The organism is Streptomyces sp. NPDC048185, assembly GCF_043202495.1.
Lineage (GTDB): Bacteria > Actinomycetota > Actinomycetes > Streptomycetales > Streptomycetaceae > Streptomyces.
This window is the reverse complement of sequence record NZ_JBIDAN010000001.1, coordinates 1,287,962-1,305,962: the sequence shown is the minus strand read 5'-3', so window position 1 is coordinate 1,305,962 and position 18,001 is coordinate 1,287,962. Positions and strand designations below refer to the sequence as shown.

Sequence of the window (18,001 nt, the reverse complement as noted above, 5' to 3'; positions counted from 1 at the left end):
TGACGTGAAGGCGCCCCGGGTCGTTCGGACCCGGGGCGCCTTCCGTGTGCCGTCGTCCACCGGCCGTCTACCGGGCCGTGAACTTCTCGTACTCCTTCAGCACCTCGTCCGTCGGGCCGTCCATGCGCAGCTCGCCCCGCTCCAGCCAGAGCACGCGGTCGCAGGTGTCACGGATGGACTTGTTGCTGTGGCTGACCAGGAACACCGTTCCGGCGTGCTTGCGCAGCTCCCGGATGCGTTCCTCGGAGCGCTTCTGGAAGGAGCGGTCGCCGGTGGCCAGGGCCTCGTCGACGAGGAGGACGTCGTGGTCCTTGGCGGCGGCGATGGAGAAGCGCAGCCGGGCCGCCATGCCGGAGGAGTAGGTGCGCATCGGCAGGGTGATGAAGTCGCCCTTGTCGTTGATGCCGGAGAAGTCGACGATCTCCTGGTACCGGTCTTTTATCTGGGGGCGGGACATGCCCATCGCCAGGCCGCCCAGGTACACGTTGCGCTCGCCGGTGAGGTCGTTCATCAGGGCCGCGTTGACGCCGAGGAGGGAGGGCTGGCCGTCCGTGAAGATGCGGCCGTTCTCCACGGGGAGGAGGCCCGCGACCGCCTTGAGCAGGGTCGACTTGCCGGAGCCGTTGGTGCCGATGAGCCCGATCGCCTCGCCGCGGTACGCCACGAAGGACACGTTCTTCACCGCGTGCACCCGGCGCACGCCCGCGGCCTTCTCGGCCTTGTCGCGCCGCACGATGCGGTTGAGGGCGGCCGTCGCGGAACCGCGCCCGGCGCCGGTCCCGTTGACCCGGTAGACGATGTCGACGCCGGCGGCGACGACGGTGGGGACGCGCTCGTCCGTCCGCTGGGTGGTGCCGGTGTTGTCAGCCACGACCGTAGGTCTCCTCGGCCTTCCAGAAGTAGATGAAGCCGCCGATCCCGGCGACCAGCGCCCAGGCCACCGCGAGCGCCCACACGTGGGGCGGCAGGTGGCTGCCGTCGAAGGTGTCGATCAGGGCGAAGCGCATCAGGTCGATGTAGACGACGGCGGGGTTGAGCTGCAGCGCGGTGCCGACCCAGGAGGGCAGCCCGCTGTCGGGGCCGGTCATCTGGTCGATGCTGAACATGACGCCCGATCCGTACATCCAGGTGCGCAGCAGGAAGGGCATCAGCTGCGCGATGTCGGGGATCTTGGCACCCACCCGGGCCATGACCATCGAGACCCCGGTGTTGAACACGAACTGGAGCACGAGGACCGGCACCGTCAGCACCCAGGAGGCGCCGGGCGGCACGCCGAAGGCGAGCAGGATGACGGCCAGGGCGGCCATCGAGAACAGCAGCTGCTGGAGCTGCTGGAGGCAGAAGGAGACCGGCAGGGCGGCCCGCGGGAAGTGCAGGGCCCGCACCAGGCCGAGGTTGCCGGAGATGGCCCGGGTGCCCGCCATGATCGAGCTCTGCGTGAACGTCCACACGAAGACGCCCGTGACCAGGAACGGGACGTAGTCCTCCACGCCGCGCTTGGTGTCCATCAGCACGCCGAAGATGAAGTAGTACACCGCCGCGTTCAGCAACGGCGTCATCACCTGCCACAGCTGGCCCAGCTTCGCCTGGCTGTACTGGGCGGTGAGCTTGGCGGTGGCGAAGGCGCCGATGAAGTGCCGGCGCGCCCACAGCTGGCGGACGTAGTCGCGCAGGGAGGGGCGGGCGCCGCTGACCGACAGACCGTGGCGGGCGGCGAGGGCCGCGAGGTCGTCGGGTGCGAGGGTGCCGGCCGGGGCGGGTGTCGGGGGCGGTGTGTCGAGGACCTGGCTCACATCCGCTGCTTTCGCTCGGGGGAGGGGTGACGGAGGCGACTCCCGGTGTTTCCCTGCGGGACGCCGACCGTTCCATTACGTCGGGACGGCACCGTATCGTCGTGACGTGAGCGTAGGCCCCGGACGCGTCGGAACGCAACCGTTTCGTCGTGACGCCCCTATGCTTGGCCCGTATGACGCCCAACGCCGATGCCGACGCCGCCGCCGACGAGCCCCAGCCGCGCCCGCGCCGTCGTGCGCCCGCCGGGGCGGCCGTGCTGCGCGAGGACGTGACGGAGGCGATCCGGGCGGCCGTCTTCGAGGAGCTCGCGGCGGTCGGCTACGCGCGGATGTCCATCGAGGGGATCGCGCGCCGTGCGGGGGTCGGCAAGACGGCGGTGTACCGGCGGTGGCGCTCCAAGCTGCACCTGGTGCTGGACGTCGTGTCGGCGCTCGCGGTGCAGGGGCTGCCCGCGCCGGACACCGGGTCGCTCGAGGGGGATCTGCGGCTGCTGTACGAGGTGACGTCCCGGGCCCTGCGGCATCCGGTGGCCTCGCAGATCATTCCGGACCTCCAGGCGGAGGCGGCGCGTAGTCCGGAGATCGCGGAGGCGCTGCAGAAGACGGTGCGGGAGGGGCAGGACGGGGTCGCCAGCAAGATCCTCGCGGCGGCGGTGGAGCGGGGGGAGGTCGGTGCGGGTCTGGATTTCGACCTGGCGCTGGATCTGATCTCGGGGCCGCTGTACTGGCGGTCGGTGGTCGTCCGTGGGGGGAAGCCGCCCAAGGGGTATCTGGGGGCGTTGGCCCGGGCAACGGCGGAGGGGCTCAAGGCGTTGTGAGGCGCCTGCTCCCTGGTGTCCGGCCTCGGCGGGGGCGTTCTGGCGGCGGGTGGGTGTGCGGCCCGGAGTGACGGGGTGCCGCCGCGCCCGCCCGCCCGTCGTTGGGTGCCGCCGCGCCCGCCTGCCCGCGGCTCAGCTCTGGCCGTAGGTGTCCAGTGCTGTCGTCAGGCGGTCCAGGCGGGTTCGCAGGTCCTGGATCTCCGCGAGGTCCAGGCCGGTCGCCGTGGCGATGCGGCGGGGGACCTCGGCGGCCCGCTCGCGCAGTGCGACGCCCTCCTCCGTCAGCCGCACCCGCACCGACCGCTCGTCCCGCGCACTGCGCTCCCGGTGGACGAGGCCGGCCGCCTCCAGGCGCTTGAGGAGCGGCGACAGCGTGCCCGAGTCGAGCCGCAGGTGCTCACCGAGCCTCTTCACCGGCAGCTCGCCGTGCTCCCACAGCACCAGCATCACCAGGTACTGCGGGTAGGTGAGTCCCAGCTCCTTGAGGAGCACGCGGTACACGCCGCCGAAGGCGCGCGAGGCGGCGTTCAGGGAGAAGCAGATCTGCTGGTCGAGGCGGAGCCAGTCCGTCGCGGGCGCAGGCGGGGGCGGTGGCGTGGTCATGGATCCAGGGTAGCTTTCGAAGCATTGAGTTGTGCACAACTTAATTGTGTGCTCTACTTCAGTCGTCGAAATGCTTCAGCTCTCAGAGGGACGGGTTTCTCATGGACACGCTCTACACCGCCGCCGCCACCGCCACCCACGGCCGTGACGGCCGCGCCGTCAGCTCCGACGGCAAGCTGGACCTGGCCCTCAGCGCCCCGGTCGAGATGGGCGGCGACGGACGGGGCACCAACCCGGAGCAGCTGTTCGCCGCCGGGTACGCGGCCTGCTTCGGCAGCGCCCTCGGTCTCGTCGGCCGGCAGGCCAAGGTCGACGTCACCGACGCCGCGGTGACCGCAGAGGTCGGCATCGGCAAGGAGGGGCAGGGCTTCGGCCTCGCCGTCACCCTCCGCGTCGAGCTGCCCGAGGGCGTGGACGAGGAGACCGGCCGCAAGCTGGTCGAGCAGGCGCACCAGGTCTGCCCCTACTCCAACGCCACCCGCGGCAACATCCCGGTCGAGCTCGTCGTCGAGTAGTCCCCCGGGACGAACGGGGACGCACTCACCCGACCTGCGCCAGCACCTCTCCCGTCCGCTCGCTCCACGCCACCACGACCGCCTCCTCGGGCACCGGGTGCCAGCGCGTGAGCAGCAGCCAGCGGACGTGGTAGCGCCGCACGACGGCGGTGCGCACGGCGCGGGTCGAGCCGGGTGCGAGGTACGCCCTCACGTCGGCCACGCGCCGCCTGCGCTCCCGCTCGTCCAGCGACGGGTCCGGCCAGGCGGGCGCGGCCAGGTTCGGCCCGTACCCGGCGATGGCGTGAGCGGCGTAGTAGCCGTCGGTGATCACCACCTCGCCGGGCCCGATGTGCCGGGCCGCCCACGCGTACGCCGGCCAGTCGGGCGGCTGCTCGAAGCCGACCGGGTCCAGCGGGCGCGGCACCACCGCCCCCGCCTGGACCGTGAGGAACCCCAGCAGGGCGCCCGCGGCCACCACCGTGCCCAGCAGCCGCCGCCGGCGCCCCCACGGCCGGGGAGCCGCCAGCTCGATCGCCGCCGCGAACTGCAGCGGCACCAGCGTGAGCCCGAGGATCCTGCCGTAGGTGTAGTGGCCGCTGAACCAGCCGTACGCCACCACGGCGCAGTCCAGCGCGAACATCAGCACCAGCGGATCCCGCGCCGAGCGCCGCCCGCGCAGCCACAGCGCCGGCAGCCCGAGCAGCGCCAGCCAGAACTCCCCGGGCAGATCCAGGTAGAGGACCCGGTGCATGCCGTCCACGCTGGCGTCACCGGCCAGCGCGAAGACGTCGAAGTACGGCCAGCAGGCCGCCGCCCCCAGCGCCACCGCAGCCGTCAGCGCCCACCGTCCGACGACCGCCCGGTGCCGGCCCCGCTGCCACCCGGCCACCAGTGCCACGCCGCCCAGGGCCGCCGCCACCGCCGTGATCGGGTGGACCAGCAGGATCAGCCCGTACAGGACGCCCAGCCCCGCGTAGCCGCCGAAACCGTGCAGCCCGCTGGGCCCTACGTACCGCACCCGGTGCGTGTCGCGGGCCAGCGTTCCCGTCAGCGCCCACGCCCAGAAGGTGAGGCCGATCGCGAAGGCCGACGGGTAGCCGAGGTTGCCGGTCATCGACATCAGCCCCAGGTATCCGCTCCACCAGGCCCGCTCGGTGCCCCACAGCAGCGTCATCGCGCCCAGCGCCAGCACGGGCGCCCACGGCCGCGGGCTCAGCACCCGCACGAACCGGCCCAGCCCGGTCAGCAGCACCACCAGGTTCAGCGGCCCGGCCAGCCGCACCACCTCCCAGCCGCCCAGCCCCGCGAGCCGGGCGAACAGGCCCTGCGTCACCGCGTACGGCGAGTAGTAGGCGCTGCCCGCGCCCGGCAGGTCGGCCATCGGGTGGCGCGGACGGAGGAGGTCGGCCTTCAGGCGTTCCACCACCGCCGCGTGCTGGCCGGCGTCGCAGCACAGCGGCACCCGCCAGTACGCCAGGGACATCACCAGGAAGAACAGGAGGCCTGCGGCCTGGAACGGGGTGGGGCGCCAGGAGCGGCCGCCGCGCAGCGCCGTCGCGCCGCGCACGGCCCGCCGGGCGAGGACGCCGGCGCTCACGGGAGGACGGGAAAGGGGGACATCCAGGGCATTTGCCGTATGTTCCCGCCACCGTCAACAGCTTGACGTCGCTTCACCTGAACAGGTGAGTGGCGGGTTCAGCTGACCGCGCGCTCCCGGTCGGCGTGTCCCTGCGCGGGCAGGGCCACCCGTCCTCCCAGCACCGGCTCCAGCAGCAGCGGGACGCCCACCACCGGCAGCAGCCAGGCCAGCACGATCAGCCGCTCGCCCCAGATGTTGATGTCCGGGTGCGCGGCCTGGGTGAGGACACCGGTGAACGCCGCCGCGACCAGGAAGACGCCGACCGCGCGCCCCCGTCGCAGCGCACCCCACGCCCCGGCGCCCAGCGCCGCGACGAACAGCGGCTCCCACGCCTGCCGGCGCAGCCACTCCACCCAGAAGTTGCCCTGCAACTGCCAGAACTCCGGCCACGGATCCTCCCGGTCCGGCCGCGCGAAGTGGCCGGTGAGCAGGTCCTGGAGGCTCTCGGACTCGGACGGGTAGTGCAGCAGCCGGGCCAGCACCACCGTGAGCAGCGCCCCGGCCAGGCCCACGGCCGCGAGCGACAGCACCTCCCGGCCAGGTGGCCGCCCCCGCCGGCGGCGCCGCAGGGCGATCGCCGCGCCGGCCGCCGCCAGGCACACCCCGAGGAACAGCGCCTGGGAGTGCTTGACGGCGAACAGCGCGAGCAGCGACCCGGCGACCAGGGCGAGACCCGCCCGCTCGCGCCCCGCCCGCAGTACCAGCGCACAGCCCCACACCACCGCGAGCGTCAGCGCCATCAGCAGGCCCTCGGTCATCGGGCGCATGGCGGTCGTGCCGCTCGGCAGCACGTAGTACAGGGCCTGCCCGGTCAGCGCGAGCGGCACCGGGACGGACAGCGTGCGCAGGACCAGGAAGGCGAGGACGCCGCCCGCGCACGCGATGACCACGCTCGCCGCCCACAGCCCCCACGTCGTCCCGAAGGCGGTGACGAACGGCACCAGGAACACCGGATAGCCGGGCCGCGCCTCGAAGATCCGCATGAAGCGCTCCGGCATGTACGGCACGGTGTGCCCGCCGGTCTGCCCGGCCGCCAGGCGCCGCTCCACCTGACCCCACTCCCGCGCCCGGCAGTCCGCCACGACCCGCTCGCTCGGGTCGGGGCGGTGGAAGCGGACCACGTGCACGCCCTGGTTGCGGCGGGCCACCGACGCCTGGCTCGCGCACACGTAGTCGATCGTGGCGGCCGCCACCCCGCGCTTGCTCTCGCCGGACAGGCTCAGGGCGTACGCCAGGTAGTTCTTGGTGTCGGGCGTGTCCCGGCCGCTGACGTTCGCGAGCTGGAGCACGGCGAACAGCGCGGCCAGGAGAAGCACCCAGGTGCGCGGCCTCACGAGGAGGTCAGCAGGTCGCGGCCGGCGGCGGGGACGGCACGGGCCGCGGGAACGGTGGCCGTGGGCACCGGTGCCGGCATCGCCTCTCCCAGCATCAGCGTCCGCACGACCCGCTCGGCGGCCCGCCCGTCGTCGTACTCGCCGAACCGCGCCCGGAACGCTGACCTCAGCCGCGCCGACTCCTCGTCCCGCCACGCACCCGACTCCAGCAGCCACGCCAGCTCCCGGTAGGAGCGCGCGACGTGGCCCGGCGCGTCGGCGGTGATGTCGAAGTAGGCGCCGCGGCTCGCCGCGAAGGCGCCCCAGTCGTCGGCGTGCACGACGACCGGCCGGTCCAGGAGGGCGTAGTCGAACATCAGGGCGGAGTAGTCGGTGATCAGCAGGTCGGAGGCGAGCATCACGTCCTCGACGTGCGGTTCGTCCGTCGCGTCGACGACCACGCCCCGCCGGTGCAGTTCGGACAGGCCCATGCCGCGGGCGTGCCCGGTGGCCAGCGAGGGGTGCAGCCGGACCACCAGGGTGTGGTCCTCGCCGAGGTCGGCGGCGAGGCGGGCCAGGTCGATCCGGTCGACGTGCCCGCCCCGCCGGTAGTCGCGGCGGGTCGGCGCGTACAGCACCACCGTGTGGCCCTCGGGCACACCGAGCCGCTCCCGCACCCGGAGGCCGTGCTCGGGACCGGCGTTCACCAGGACGTCGTTGCGCGGGCTGCCGGTCCGCACGGACGTGAAGTGGCACGGGTACGCCCGCTCCCACACCCGCTCCGAGTGCCGGTTGGCGACCAGGCTGTAGTCCCAGCGGTCGGCGCGGCGCAGCATCTGCGGCACGTCCAGGCCGTGCCGGGCACCCGGCTTGCCCAGCAGGTCGGCGCCCATGAACTTGAGCGGGGTGCCCTGGTGGGTGTGGATGTGGACGCTGCCGGGGCGCTTGGCCAGCGAGCCGGGCCAGTTGACGTTGTTCACGAAGTACGTGGCCCGCTCGGTCACCCGGCGGTAGGCGGAGCTGCCCAGGAGCACGTGCTCCGTGCCCGGCGGCAGCAGCCTGGCGTCCTCCTCGTCGCGCACCACCCACACGCCGCGCAGGTGCGGCGCGATCTCGCGGGCCTTGTGGTAGACCGCCGCGGGGTCGCCGAGCACGCCCCGGTGGGAGAACGCCGAGTACACGGCGAGCTGTGGGTCCAGGGGGCGGCGGGTGTTCACCGCGGAGCGGACCCGGCCCAGGCGCCCGGCCGCCGCGCCGCCCGCCTGCCGCGTCCGCCGCACCAGTTCCCGGCCCGCCCGCCCGGACTGCCGCCGCAGCCGGTACACCGCGTAACCCCGCTCCAGCACCCGCAGTCCGGCCGGGACCGGGACGCCCTCCGGCCGGTGGGCGCGGAACATCTCGGCGGTGCGGCGGAAGAACTCGGCCTTGTCGGACGGGGGCAGCCGGTCCGGCTTGGACAGGATGTCCAGGCAGTGCTCGCCCATCTTGGCGTGCAGGAACGGCCGCCAGCCGGCCAGCTCCGGCCGGGCGTCGACGAACGCGAAGACCCGCTCGTACTGCTCGTGGATGTCGAAGTGCTTGCGGCTCGTGGTGGAAAGGATGTTGCCGCTGCGCCGCTGCCGGTAGTTCAGGCAGATGCGGTCCAGCGCGGCGATCCGCCCGGCGCTGAACATCACCGGGAACGTCCAGGGCGTGTCCTCGTAGTAGCCCGGCGGGAAGGTGAAGCCCTCCCGCTCGGTGAAGTCGCGCCGGTAGACCTTGTTCCACACCACCATCAGCAGGTCGAGGATCTCCGGGCGCTCGGCGGCCGTGAAGGTGCCGCCGCCGGCCTCCGCGAGGACCCGGGCGAGGGCGTTGCGGCGGGTGCCGCCCCACCAGTACGTGCGCGCGTAGTCGAAGACCAGGACGTCCGGGTCGTCCGCCTCCTCCAGCCGGTCGGCCATCGCGCGCAGGGCGCCCGGGGTGAGGGTGTCGTCGCTGTCCAGGAAGAACAGGTAGTCGCCGGTGGCGAGCGGCATCCCGGCGTTGCGGGCCCGGCCGAGGCCGACGTTCTCCTCCAGGTGCAGCACGCGCAGCCGGTCGTCGCGGGCCGCACACTCGTCGAGGATCGCGCCGCAGCCGTCCGGCGAGCAGTCGTTCACGGCGATCACCTCGATGTCCCGGTAGGACTGTTCCAGGACCGAGTCGAGGCACTCGCGCAGGAAGCCCTGCACCTTGAAGCAGGGGATGATGACGCTGAAGCGGGGCACTGCGGGGTCAGCTCCTTACGAGGGTGGCGGCGGCGGGGGCCGGGACGCGCTGCGCGAGCGGGGTCACGGGCGCGATCGCCTCCGGCGGCTCGCCGAGCAGCACCCGGCGCACCACGCGCTCGGCGGCCCGGCCGTCGTCGAACTCACAGAACCGCTCCCGGAACGCCGCCCGCAGCGCCGCCGACCCGGCGCCGGCGTACGAGCCGTCGCGGAAGACGCGGGCCAGCTCCTCGGGCGTGTGCGCCACCGGGCCGGGCGGCGCCGCGAGCAGGTCGAAGTAGACGCCGCGGGTCTCCCGGTACACGTCCCAGTCGTCGGCGTACACGACGATCGGCCGGTCGAGGTTGGCGTAGTCGAACATGATCGACGAGTAGTCGGTGATCAGCGCGTCGGCGGCCAGGCACACGTCCTCGGAGGAACGGTGCCCGGTGACGTCGATGATCCGGCCGCCGCCCGCCCGCCGGCCGCCCCGGTCGTAGAAGTAGTGGGCGCGCAGCAGCACGACCACGTCCTCGCCGGCCGCCTCGCAGAACGCCTCCAGGTCCAGGCCGCCTGCGCCGAACCCGGTCTCGTGGTCGCGGTGCGTGGGCGCGTACAGGACGGCCGTCTTTCCCTCCGGCACGCCCAGTTCGCGCCGGACGCGGGCGACGTCGTCGGCGGTCGCCGTGTAATAGACGTCGTTGCGCGGATAGCCGTACTCCAGGTGCTCGTACGAGCCGGGGAAGGCGCGCTCCCACATCCGGGTGGAATGGCTGTTGGACGACAGGTTGAAGTCCCAGCGGTCCACGCGGCCCAGCAGCTTGGCGAAGCTGCCGCTGGCCGCCGCCACCACCGGGTACGTCGACTGGTCCACGCCCATCGTCTTCAGCGGGGTGCCGTGCTGCGTCTGCACGTGCACGCTGCCGGGGCGCTTGACGACGCCCTCGGCGAAGTTGGCGTTGTTCACCAGGTACGTGGCGCGGGCCAGCACCTCCCAGTAGCGCCGGCTGCCGATGACGGCGTGCTCGACGCCCTCGGGCACGGTGTGCGCCTGGTCCGGCTCGACCAGGAACACCCCGCGCAGGTGCGGGGCGAGTTCACGGGCCTTGGCGTGGATCGCCGCCGGGTTGCAGGCGTAGCCGCGGCCCCAGTACGCGCAGTACACGACGAGGTTCGGGTCCAGCGGGCCGCGCAGCCGGCGCCGGTAGCGCAGCCGGGTGCGCAGCCCCTTGGGGCGGGGCAGGCGGCCGAGGATCCCGGCCGCCGCGCGGCTGGCGGCCCGCAGGGCGCGGAACGCCGTGTACGACCCGGACGCCAGCAGCCGGTGCTGCACACCGAGCCGGCCGCCCGGCGCGCGGAAACCGGCGGGACGGTGACGCCGGTACAGGCGGCTCGCCCGGCGGAAGAAGGCACGGCGGCCCCGGGGCAGCCGCCTGGGGTGGGCGGCCGTCTTGAGGATCAGGGCGAAGAGCTGCTCGAACAGCGGCCCGCGCCGCTCGGCCGGCAGTCCCCGCCCGGCGGCGTACGCGAGCGCCAGCTCGGCCTGGTCCAGCAGCTCGGCGTGGTGCTCGCCGGGCTGGTTCAGCCGGCTTCCCTGGCGCCGCACCAGGTGCCGTACGACGACGGAACGCAGCACCGTCATGCGGTCGGCGTCCGTCGCGGCCCGGGTGGCGAAGCCGATGTCCGTGTAGTGCCCGGCGGGGAACTCCAGCCGCCGCTCGGCGAGGAAGGCGCGGCGGTAGACGGCGCTCCACGCGGGAAGCTGCACACCGGTCAGGTGCGGCGCGCGGCCGGGGGAGAAGGCCCCGTCCGGTGCCTTCGCCAGCAGCGGGGCGGCCGGGTTGGCCGGCTCGCCCTCCCACCAGGGGACGCGCTCGTGCTCGAAGTACAACACGTCGACGCAGGTGCCGCCGCCGGTCTCCGCCAGCCGCGCGTCCAGCGCCGCCAGCGCGCCCGGCACCAGGACGTCGTCGCCGTCGAGGAACAGCAGATAGGCGCCGGTCGCCGCCCGCGCCCCGGTGTTGCGCGCCCCGGCCGGGCCCGCCGACGGCGGCGAGTGCACGGGCGCCACCCGGGAGTCCCGCGCGGAGCGGTCGGCGGCGATGTCCGCCGCGGCGCAGTCCGGGGCGTCGCAGACGGGGATCAGTTCGAAGTCGCCGAAGGACTGGGCGAGGACCGAGTCCAGCGCCTGGGACAGCCGCCCTGCGACCCCATGGGACGGGACGATGATGCTGAAGCGGGGCATACTGCTCTTTCTCTCGTTGTCCTGGTCCGACGGGAGCCCCCCGCCGCCCGGACCGCCTGGCGGCCCGGCCGTCCGGTCGGCCGCCACGTGGGCGGCCGGGTCGGAGTGGGCCGCGACGAGCTGCGGGGCATGCGAACTCCCAGTGGACAAACGGCGATCAGAGGCTGTCGGTGACGGTGCGCGGCCCGGCGGGTTGCGGCACGGTGGCGAGCGGGGGGCGGGAGAGGGCCGCCGATGGGGGTCCCCCCGCTCGAGCGACGCCGAGAGTGGGGGAGGAGGGGGCGGGGCATCGCTCGGCGAGCGGCACGACCGGCGGGAGGTCCGCCTCCCCGAACACGACGCGGCGGACGACGCGCTCGGCGACGCGGCCGTCGTCGTAGGGGCAGAACCGCTCCCGGAAAGCGGCCCTGAGCTGGGCGGACCTCGGGCCGCACCAGTGGCCGCCGGCGAAGACGCCGATCAGCTCGTCCTCGTCGCACGCCACCGCGCCCGGCGGGAAGGAGCGGAGGTCGACATAGGTGCCGACGGCGGCCTCGAAGGCCTCCGGTTCGTCGGCGTGGAGCACGATCGGCCGGTCCAGGCTCGCGTAGTCGAACATCAGTGCCGAGTAGTCGGTGATCAGCGCGTCCGAGGCGAGGCACAGCGTATCCACGCTCGGGTGGCCGGTGACGTCGACGATCCGGTCGTGACGGACGCCGGTGAGCGGGCCGCCGTGCCGGGGGTGGGCGCGGGCCAGCACCATGAAGCGGGGCCCGAGACGGGTGACGAGGCGCTCCAGGTCGAGGCCCGCGCGCTGGGTGCGGCGGTAGTCGCGGTACGTGGGCGCGTACAGGAGCGCCACGGTGCCCTCGGGGATGCCGAGGGTCTCGCGCAGCCGGGCCACGTCCGCCGCCGTCGCGCGCTGGAGCACGTCGGTGCGCGGCCGGCCGTACTCCAGCGTGGTGTAGCGGCCCGGGTACACGCGCTCGCAGGTCAGGGTGGAGTGGCGGTTCGCGCAGACCAGGTGGTCCCAGGAGTCCACGGTGTCCAGGAGCCGGGCGAAGTCGGTGCCGCGGGCGGCGGCCGGGCGTTCCCGGAGGTCCAGGCCCAGGTGCCTGAGGGGCGTCCCGGCCTGCGTCCGGACCACCACCTGGCCCCGGCGCTTGACCAGGCCCGCGTCCAGACCGGTGTGGTGCACCAGGTACCGGGAGCGGGCCAGCGCCGTCCAGTACGCGGCCGTGCCCGGGGTCAGCCGGCGGGTGCCGGGTGGGACCGTGTGGTGGTGCGCGGGGTCGGCGGCCCACGCGGTGCGGACGTGCGGCGCGAAGGTGCGGAACGCCTCCTCCAGCGCGCCCGGGTCGCCGCCGTACCCCCGGCCCCCGCCGTCGGCGAAGACGGCCCGGTCGGCCCGCAGGGGGAGGCGGCGCTGGATCCGGTAGTGCAGCCGCAGGGCGGCGGTGCGTGCCGTCCCCAGCAGCTTGGCGCAGCCCTTCAGTGTCCGTCGCCGCAGGGCCGTCACCAGGCGCAGCGCCTCGTAGGTGCGGCGCAGGCCCAGGCGGAGCAGGGCGTGGCGCAGCCGGACGGCGGGCGGCACGGCTGCGCCGGGGACGCGGTAGCGGCGGCAGTGGACGCGGGCCCGGCGCACGAACTCCGCGCGCAGGGAGGGCGGGAGACGGTCGGGACGGGTGAACACCGTCACCAGGTGGTCGGCCATGCGGCGGAACAGCACCGGCCGCCAGCGGGCCAGCTCCGGATCGGACTCGACGTACGCGAAGACCCGGTCGTACTGGGCGAAGACGTCGAGGTGGCGTTCGCCGGGGGTGCCCAGGATGCTGCCCCGCCGGCGCTGCCGGTAGTGGACGCAGACCCGGTCCAGCGTGGCGATCGACTCCGCGGCCATCAGCACCGCGTACGACCACGGGGTGTCCTCGTAGTGGCCGGGCGGGAAGGTGAAGCCCTCGCGCTCGGCGAACTCCCGCCGGACGGCCTTGTTCCAGGCCACCATCAGCACCTTCATCAGCCCCGGCCGGTCGGTCAGCCGGAACGGCGCCGGGCCCTGCTCGGTGAGGTGCGCCGCGGCCCGGTTGCGGACCGTCTCGCCGGTCCAGTGGGCGCGGGCGTAGTCGTAGACCAGGACGTCCGGCTCACCGGTCTCCTTGATCCGGTCGGCGATGCCCCGCAGCGCGTCCGCGGCGAGGGTGTCGTCGCCGTCGAGGAAGACCAGGTAGTCACCGGTCGCCCGCTCCGTCCCGGCGTTGCGGGCCGGGCCGAGGCCCTCGTTGCGGGGCAGGTGCACGGCCCGCACCCGCGGGTCGCGCTCCGCGAACTCGTCGGCGATCTCGCCGCAGGCGTCCGGCGAGCAGTCGTCGACCACGATCAGTTCGAGGTCCGGGTACGACTGGGACAGCACCGAATCCAGGCACTCGTGGAGATACGCCTGAACCTGGTACGCGGGGACGATGACACTGAACCGGGGCACGGGGACATCCATGGGTCGGCGCGGGCGTTCTGCCCGGCAACGGCCGGGAGGGCGCCTTGGTTACGGCCGTTGCGACGATCGGGGGACCTCGCGCACGCGTACGGAGGGGGCGGGCCGGTGTCCGGCCCGCCCCCTCAAGGGTGATGCGACGGCGGCTACTTGACGGCGCCCGCCATCACGCCGGAGACGAACTGACGCTGGAACGCGAAGAACACGGCCAGCGGGATCACCATCGAGATGAACGCACCGGGCGCCAGCACGTCGATGTTGTTGCCGAACTGCCGTACCTGCGTCTGGAGGGCGACCGTGATCGGCTGGCTCCCGGAGTCCGAGAAGATCAGCGCGACCAGCATGTCGTTCCACACCCACAGGAACTGGAAGATGCCGAGGCTCGCGATCGCGGGCCCGCCGAGCGGCATCACGACCCGGGCGAACAGCCGCAGTTCACCCGCGCCGTCCAGCCGCGCCGCCTCCAGCAGCTCCCGCGGGATCTCCGCGAAGAAGTTCCGCAGCAGGAACACCGCGAACGGCAGCCCGAAGCCGACGTGGAAGAGGATCACGCCCACGATCGAGCCGAACAGGCCGATCTTGCCGAAGAGTTCGGCGATCGGGATCAGCGCCACCTGGACGGGGACGACGAGCAGCCCGACCACGGCCAGGAACCACCAGTCGCGGCCCGGGAAGTCCATCCACGCGAACGCGTATCCCGCGAGCGAGCCGATGACGACGACGAGGACCGTCGCCGGGACCGTGATCAGCACGGTGTTGACGAGCGAGGAGGTGATGTCGCCGTTCTTCAGCAGCTCCTCGTAGCTCTGGAAGGTGAGCTGAGAGGGCTCGGTGAAGACCTTCCACCAGCCGCTGGCCGCCATGTCCTTGGGGGTGCGCAGCGAGGACAGCAGCAGCCCGATCGTGGGCACCAGCCAGAACAGGCCCACCACGATCAGGAACACCCGGACCAGACCGCCGCCGGCACCCTCGGCGAGCCGCGAGCCCAGCGACGGCTTCGCCTTGACGGCGGTCCCGGACGGCTCGGCGGCCGTCTTGGTGAGAGAACCCGCGTCCGCGGTCATCGCCGCACCTCCCGCCGCAGCCGCCTTACGTTACTGCGTCCTCCCGGGGGGCGACCCCCGGACCCCCAGCCGTCACACGGCGGACGTCCCGTCATCGCCGCACCTCCCGCCGCAGCCGCCTTACGTTGAACCACATCACCGGGATGACCAGGAGCAGCAGGAAGACCGCGATGGCGCTGGCGATGCCCGGCTGGTCCGAGGCGAAGCCCTTGCGGTACAGCTCCAGGGCGAGCACGTTCGCGTCGTCCTGGGAGGAGCCCGGGGCGATGATGAAGACCAGGTCGAACACCTTCAGCACGTTGATCATCAGGGTGACGACCACGACCGCGAGGACCGGCGCGAGGAGCGGCACCGTGACCCGCCGGAAGACCTGCCACTCGTTGGCGCCGTCCACCCGGGCGGCCTCCAGGAGTTCCCGGGGGACGCCGGCGAGACCGGCCGCGATCAGCACCATCGCGAAGCCCGCCCACATCCACACGTACGACCCGATGATGGCCGGGGTGACGAGCGAGGGGCCGAGCCAGTTCAGGCCGTTGTAGGGCTCCTCGAAGTTGTCGGCGGGCAGCCTGAGCAGCGCACCGTCGGCCTCGGCGGGCAGCGTGAACGTGCCGTCACCGGCCGCCTTCGTCGACGCGACGACCTTGCCGTCCTTGACGGCCTCGATCGTCATCCCGGCGTAGCCGAGCTCGGCGGCGTCGACACCGTTGAGCTTCCCGACGCCCTTGCCCCGTGTGAAGTCCTGCCAGGTGGTGCCGGTGATCTTCCCGTCCTCGGGCCGGGCGGGCACGGCCTTCTCGGCGCCGCCCGGCATCTTGTCGGGGGCCACACCGACGAGCGGCAGGACGACGCTCGCGCCCGCGCTGACCGGCTGCTTGGTGACGAACGCGCCCCCGCCGGCCGGCTCCAGCGGTGACTCGCGGCCCGGGTGCGCCTTCGGGAACGCCGACGACTCGGCGAACGTGTCGTGCACCCCCACCCACACCGCGTTCGCGACGCCCTTCTCCGGCGCCTGGTCGTACACCAGGCGGAAGATGATCCCGGCGGCCAGCATCGAGATTGCCATCGGCATGAAGACGACCAGCTTGAACGCCGTGCCCCAGCGCACCCGTTCGGTCAGCACCGCGAAGATCAGACCCAGCGCGGTGGCGACCGTGGGCGCGAACACCACCCAGATGATGTTGTTCTTCAGGGCGGTGCGGATGCCGTCGTCGGTGAACAGCGCCTGGTAGTTGTCGAATCCGGCGAAGGAGTCACCGGACTGGTCGTAGAAGCTGCGGACCAGCGAGTACCCGATCGGGTACACCACGAGCGCGCCGAGCAGCACCAGGGCGGGCAGCAGGAACAGGGCCGCCACGGTCCTGCGGGTGCCGGTCACGCTCTTGCGCGACTTGGGAGCGGCAGGGCCCGGTGAGGACCCTGCCGCCGTGGCCGACGCCATCGCGTCAGCCCCCGTAGGCGGCGGCCGCGTCCGCCTCCAGCTTCGCCTGGGCGCCCGCGACGTCCTTCGGGTTCTTCAGGAAGTCCTGCAGCGCCTTCCACTCGCCCTTGCCGGGCGTGCCGCCGAAGGCCTGCGGGGCCTGGTCCGACATGTCGAAGCGGAAGTCGTCACCGGCCGCGATCAGCGCGTCGGCCATCTTCTTCTGCACCTCGTTCGGGTAGGTGCTGGTGTCGATGGCCTTGTTCGGCGACAGGAAGCCGCCCAGCTTCGCCTGGATCGCGCCCGCGTCCGGGGAGGCCAGGAAAGTGGCCAGTGCCTGGGCGGCCTTCGAGTCCTTCAGGATCACGGCCGCGTCGCCGCCCGAGACCACCGGCGCGGTGTCACCGACGGCCGGGAACGGGAACACCTTCGCGTCCGTGCCGACCTTCGCGTCCGTCTCGCCGATGTTGACCTGCACGAAGTCGCCCTCGTAGACCATGCCCGCCTTGGGCTGGTCGCCGCCGGTGAAGGTCTGCGTCACCGAGGCCGGGAACTCCGTCTGCAGCGCGCCGGAGGCGCCGCCCGCGACGTAGTCCTTCTTGCCCCAGATCTGGGCGAGCGTGGTCAGGGCCTCCTTGACGGACGGGTCCGTCCACTTGATCTCGTGCTTGGCGAGCTGGTCGTACTTCTCCGGGCCCGCCTGCGAGAGGTAGACGTTCTCGAACCAGTCGGTGAGCGTCCAGCCGTCCGCGCCGCCGACCGAGAAGGGCGTGACGCCCGAGTCGTAGACGGTCTGCGCGGTGGTGAGCAGCTCGTCCCAGCTCTTGGGCTCGGCGGCGCCCGCGTTCTCGAAGACCTGCGCGTTGTACCAGATCAGGGACTTGTTCGCGGCCTTGTAGTAGACGCCGTACTGCTTGCCGCCGACCTTGCCGATGTCCTGCCAGCCCTGCGAGTAGTTCTTCGTCAGCTCCTTGGTGGCCTCGGCGCCCAGCGGCTTGGCCCAGCCCTTGTCGACCGCCTGCTTGATGGCGCCGGGCTGCGGGAGCATCGCCACGTCCGGCGGGGCACCGCCCGCGATCTTCGAGCCGAGGAAGTTGATGATCGGGTCCTGCGCCGGCACGAAGGTCACCTTGGCGCCGGTGCGCTTCTCGAACTCGGCGAGGACCTTCTTGAAGTTCTCCTGCTCGGCGCCGGTCCAGACGGCGGCGACCTCCAGGCTCTCGCCGTCCAGCTTGGGGAGGGTGAGGGTGGCGGGCTTCTTGCCGGCTCCGCCCTGACCGCCCTCGTCGCCACCGCCGTTGTCGTCGTCACCGCCACCGCACGCGGCCAGCGAGAGCGTGAGGGCTCCCGCGGCGAGGGCGGCGGCCGCCCTGGTGGTCCTCTTCGCGGCGCTGCGTGTCCGCGTGGTGCTGCTCGTGCGCATCACTGCCCCGTTCTTCGTTCTTCGTCGAACGTCCGGCTCTCCCGTGGGCTCTGGTGTACGCCAGGGGGGTGAGGGCGGCAAGAGCGCGTCGGCGGTGGGAGGGAAGATCGTAATCGCGTCGTGACTCGGCCCCGGGGTCCTTCGGCCGGCCGCGGCCGGGCCCGCCGCCTGCGGCAGGACGCCTCCCTCGGTGCCGGGGCCGCCCGGGAGCCGGCGCCGGGCAAGGAACGGGCGGCCTGCGGGGTCCGCCCGCCTGCGAGCGAGCCTCGAGAGCGGCGCAGGCATCCGTGCCGCGCACCGGGCCGCCGGCCCGGCCCGAGCAGCGGTGGAGGGTCACACCCGGTGCCGCGGCGCTCGCCCCGTCACAGCAGCGACGGCGGCTCCACTGCCGGAGCGCGACGGCGGCTCCGTCGTCAAAGCGCGACGGCACCTCCGCCCTCACAGCAGCCACGGCCGCTCCGTCGCACAGCCGCGACGGCAGTGCACTGTCAGAG

General features: G+C 73.1%; 13 protein-coding genes. 2 read left to right on the top strand and 11 right to left on the bottom strand.

Going from position 1 to position 18,001, the window contains the following annotated elements:
- Nucleotides 1-67: 67 nt before the first annotated feature.
- Together ACGF3H_RS05775 and ACGF3H_RS05770 are read right to left on the bottom strand one after the other, a co-directional pair.
- Nucleotides 68-871, bottom strand: a complete 804-nt coding sequence (locus tag ACGF3H_RS05775; protein WP_362497412.1) for an ABC transporter ATP-binding protein — start codon at nt 869-871, stop codon at nt 68-70.
- Complete coding sequence (locus tag ACGF3H_RS05770; RefSeq protein ID WP_362497409.1) at nt 864-1,793, bottom strand: ABC transporter permease; 930 nt, start codon at nt 1,791-1,793, stop codon at nt 864-866. Before ACGF3H_RS05770 ends, ACGF3H_RS05775 begins: the two co-directional genes overlap by 8 nt.
- A gap of 173 nt (nt 1,794-1,966) precedes the next feature.
- Between ACGF3H_RS05770 and ACGF3H_RS05765 the strand changes: the two genes are divergently transcribed.
- On the top strand, nt 1,967-2,611 hold the full coding sequence (locus ACGF3H_RS05765; RefSeq protein WP_362497406.1) for a TetR/AcrR family transcriptional regulator: 645 nt from the start codon (nt 1,967-1,969) through the stop codon (nt 2,609-2,611).
- Between the two features lie 132 nt (nt 2,612-2,743).
- On the opposite strand, the gene ACGF3H_RS05760 is transcribed toward ACGF3H_RS05765, so the two are convergent.
- Nucleotides 2,744-3,214 carry a MarR family transcriptional regulator gene (locus tag ACGF3H_RS05760; protein WP_362497404.1) on the bottom strand — a complete coding sequence of 157 codons (471 nt, stop codon included), beginning with the start codon at nt 3,212-3,214 and terminating at the stop codon, nt 2,744-2,746.
- 101 nt (nt 3,215-3,315) lie between these two features.
- Here ACGF3H_RS05760 and ACGF3H_RS05755 point away from each other — a divergent pair, with 101 nt between their 5' ends.
- Nucleotides 3,316-3,729, top strand: coding sequence for an organic hydroperoxide resistance protein (locus ACGF3H_RS05755; protein WP_362497401.1), 414 nt, complete (start codon nt 3,316-3,318; stop codon nt 3,727-3,729).
- 25 nt (nt 3,730-3,754) lie between these two features.
- Here ACGF3H_RS05755 and ACGF3H_RS05750 read toward each other — a convergent pair whose 3' ends face one another.
- The 8 genes from ACGF3H_RS05750 to ACGF3H_RS05715 all read right to left on the bottom strand — a co-directional run bounded on the left by ACGF3H_RS05750 (nt 3,755) and on the right by ACGF3H_RS05715 (nt 17,507).
- Nucleotides 3,755-5,308 (bottom strand): hypothetical protein, encoded by a 1,554-nt coding sequence (locus ACGF3H_RS05750; protein WP_362497399.1) that lies wholly within the window; start codon nt 5,306-5,308, stop codon nt 3,755-3,757.
- A gap of 98 nt (nt 5,309-5,406) precedes the next feature.
- Complete coding sequence (locus ACGF3H_RS05745) at nt 5,407-6,684, bottom strand: hypothetical protein (RefSeq protein ID WP_362497396.1); 1,278 nt, start codon at nt 6,682-6,684, stop codon at nt 5,407-5,409.
- Nucleotides 6,681-8,912, bottom strand: a complete 2,232-nt coding sequence (locus tag ACGF3H_RS05740; protein WP_362497394.1) for a bifunctional glycosyltransferase family 2 protein/CDP-glycerol:glycerophosphate glycerophosphotransferase — start codon at nt 8,910-8,912, stop codon at nt 6,681-6,683. Before ACGF3H_RS05740 ends, ACGF3H_RS05745 begins: the two co-directional genes overlap by 4 nt.
- 7 nt (nt 8,913-8,919) lie before the next feature.
- A complete protein-coding gene (locus ACGF3H_RS05735) occupies nt 8,920-11,136 on the bottom strand; it encodes a CDP-glycerol glycerophosphotransferase family protein (protein ID WP_362497391.1) in 2,217 nt (738 codons plus the stop codon).
- Nucleotides 11,137-11,293: 157 nt separating this feature from the next.
- Nucleotides 11,294-13,594 (bottom strand): bifunctional glycosyltransferase family 2 protein/CDP-glycerol:glycerophosphate glycerophosphotransferase, encoded by a 2,301-nt coding sequence (locus ACGF3H_RS05730; protein ID WP_362497389.1) that lies wholly within the window; start codon nt 13,592-13,594, stop codon nt 11,294-11,296.
- 155 nt (nt 13,595-13,749) lie between these two features.
- Nucleotides 13,750-14,667: a carbohydrate ABC transporter permease gene (locus ACGF3H_RS05725; protein ID WP_362497386.1), complete on the bottom strand. Its 918-nt coding sequence runs from the start codon at nt 14,665-14,667 to the stop codon at nt 13,750-13,752.
- Nucleotides 14,668-14,758: 91 nt separating this feature from the next.
- A complete protein-coding gene (locus tag ACGF3H_RS05720; protein WP_362497383.1) occupies nt 14,759-16,105 on the bottom strand; it encodes a sugar ABC transporter permease in 1,347 nt (448 codons plus the stop codon).
- Between the two features lie 4 nt (nt 16,106-16,109).
- A complete protein-coding gene (locus ACGF3H_RS05715; protein WP_362497380.1) occupies nt 16,110-17,507 on the bottom strand; it encodes an ABC transporter substrate-binding protein in 1,398 nt (465 codons plus the stop codon).
- Nucleotides 17,508-18,001 lie beyond the last annotated feature (494 nt).

Excerpts from the sequence above, each read along its gene's own strand:
- ACGF3H_RS05765 (WP_362497406.1), top strand. The coding sequence starts at position 1,967 with ATGACGCCCAACGCCGATGCCGACGCCGCCGCCGACGAGCCCCAGCCG.
- ACGF3H_RS05760 (WP_362497404.1), bottom strand. The coding sequence starts at position 3,214 with ATGACCACGCCACCGCCCCCGCCTGCGCCCGCGACGGACTGGCTCCGC.
- ACGF3H_RS05755 (WP_362497401.1), top strand. The coding sequence starts at position 3,316 with ATGGACACGCTCTACACCGCCGCCGCCACCGCCACCCACGGCCGTGAC.
- ACGF3H_RS05735 (WP_362497391.1), bottom strand. The coding sequence starts at position 11,136 with ATGCCCCGCTTCAGCATCATCGTCCCGTCCCATGGGGTCGCAGGGCGG.
- ACGF3H_RS05725 (WP_362497386.1), bottom strand. The coding sequence starts at position 14,667 with ATGACCGCGGACGCGGGTTCTCTCACCAAGACGGCCGCCGAGCCGTCC.
- ACGF3H_RS05720 (WP_362497383.1), bottom strand. The coding sequence starts at position 16,105 with ATGGCGTCGGCCACGGCGGCAGGGTCCTCACCGGGCCCTGCCGCTCCC.
- ACGF3H_RS05715 (WP_362497380.1), bottom strand. The coding sequence starts at position 17,507 with ATGCGCACGAGCAGCACCACGCGGACACGCAGCGCCGCGAAGAGGACC.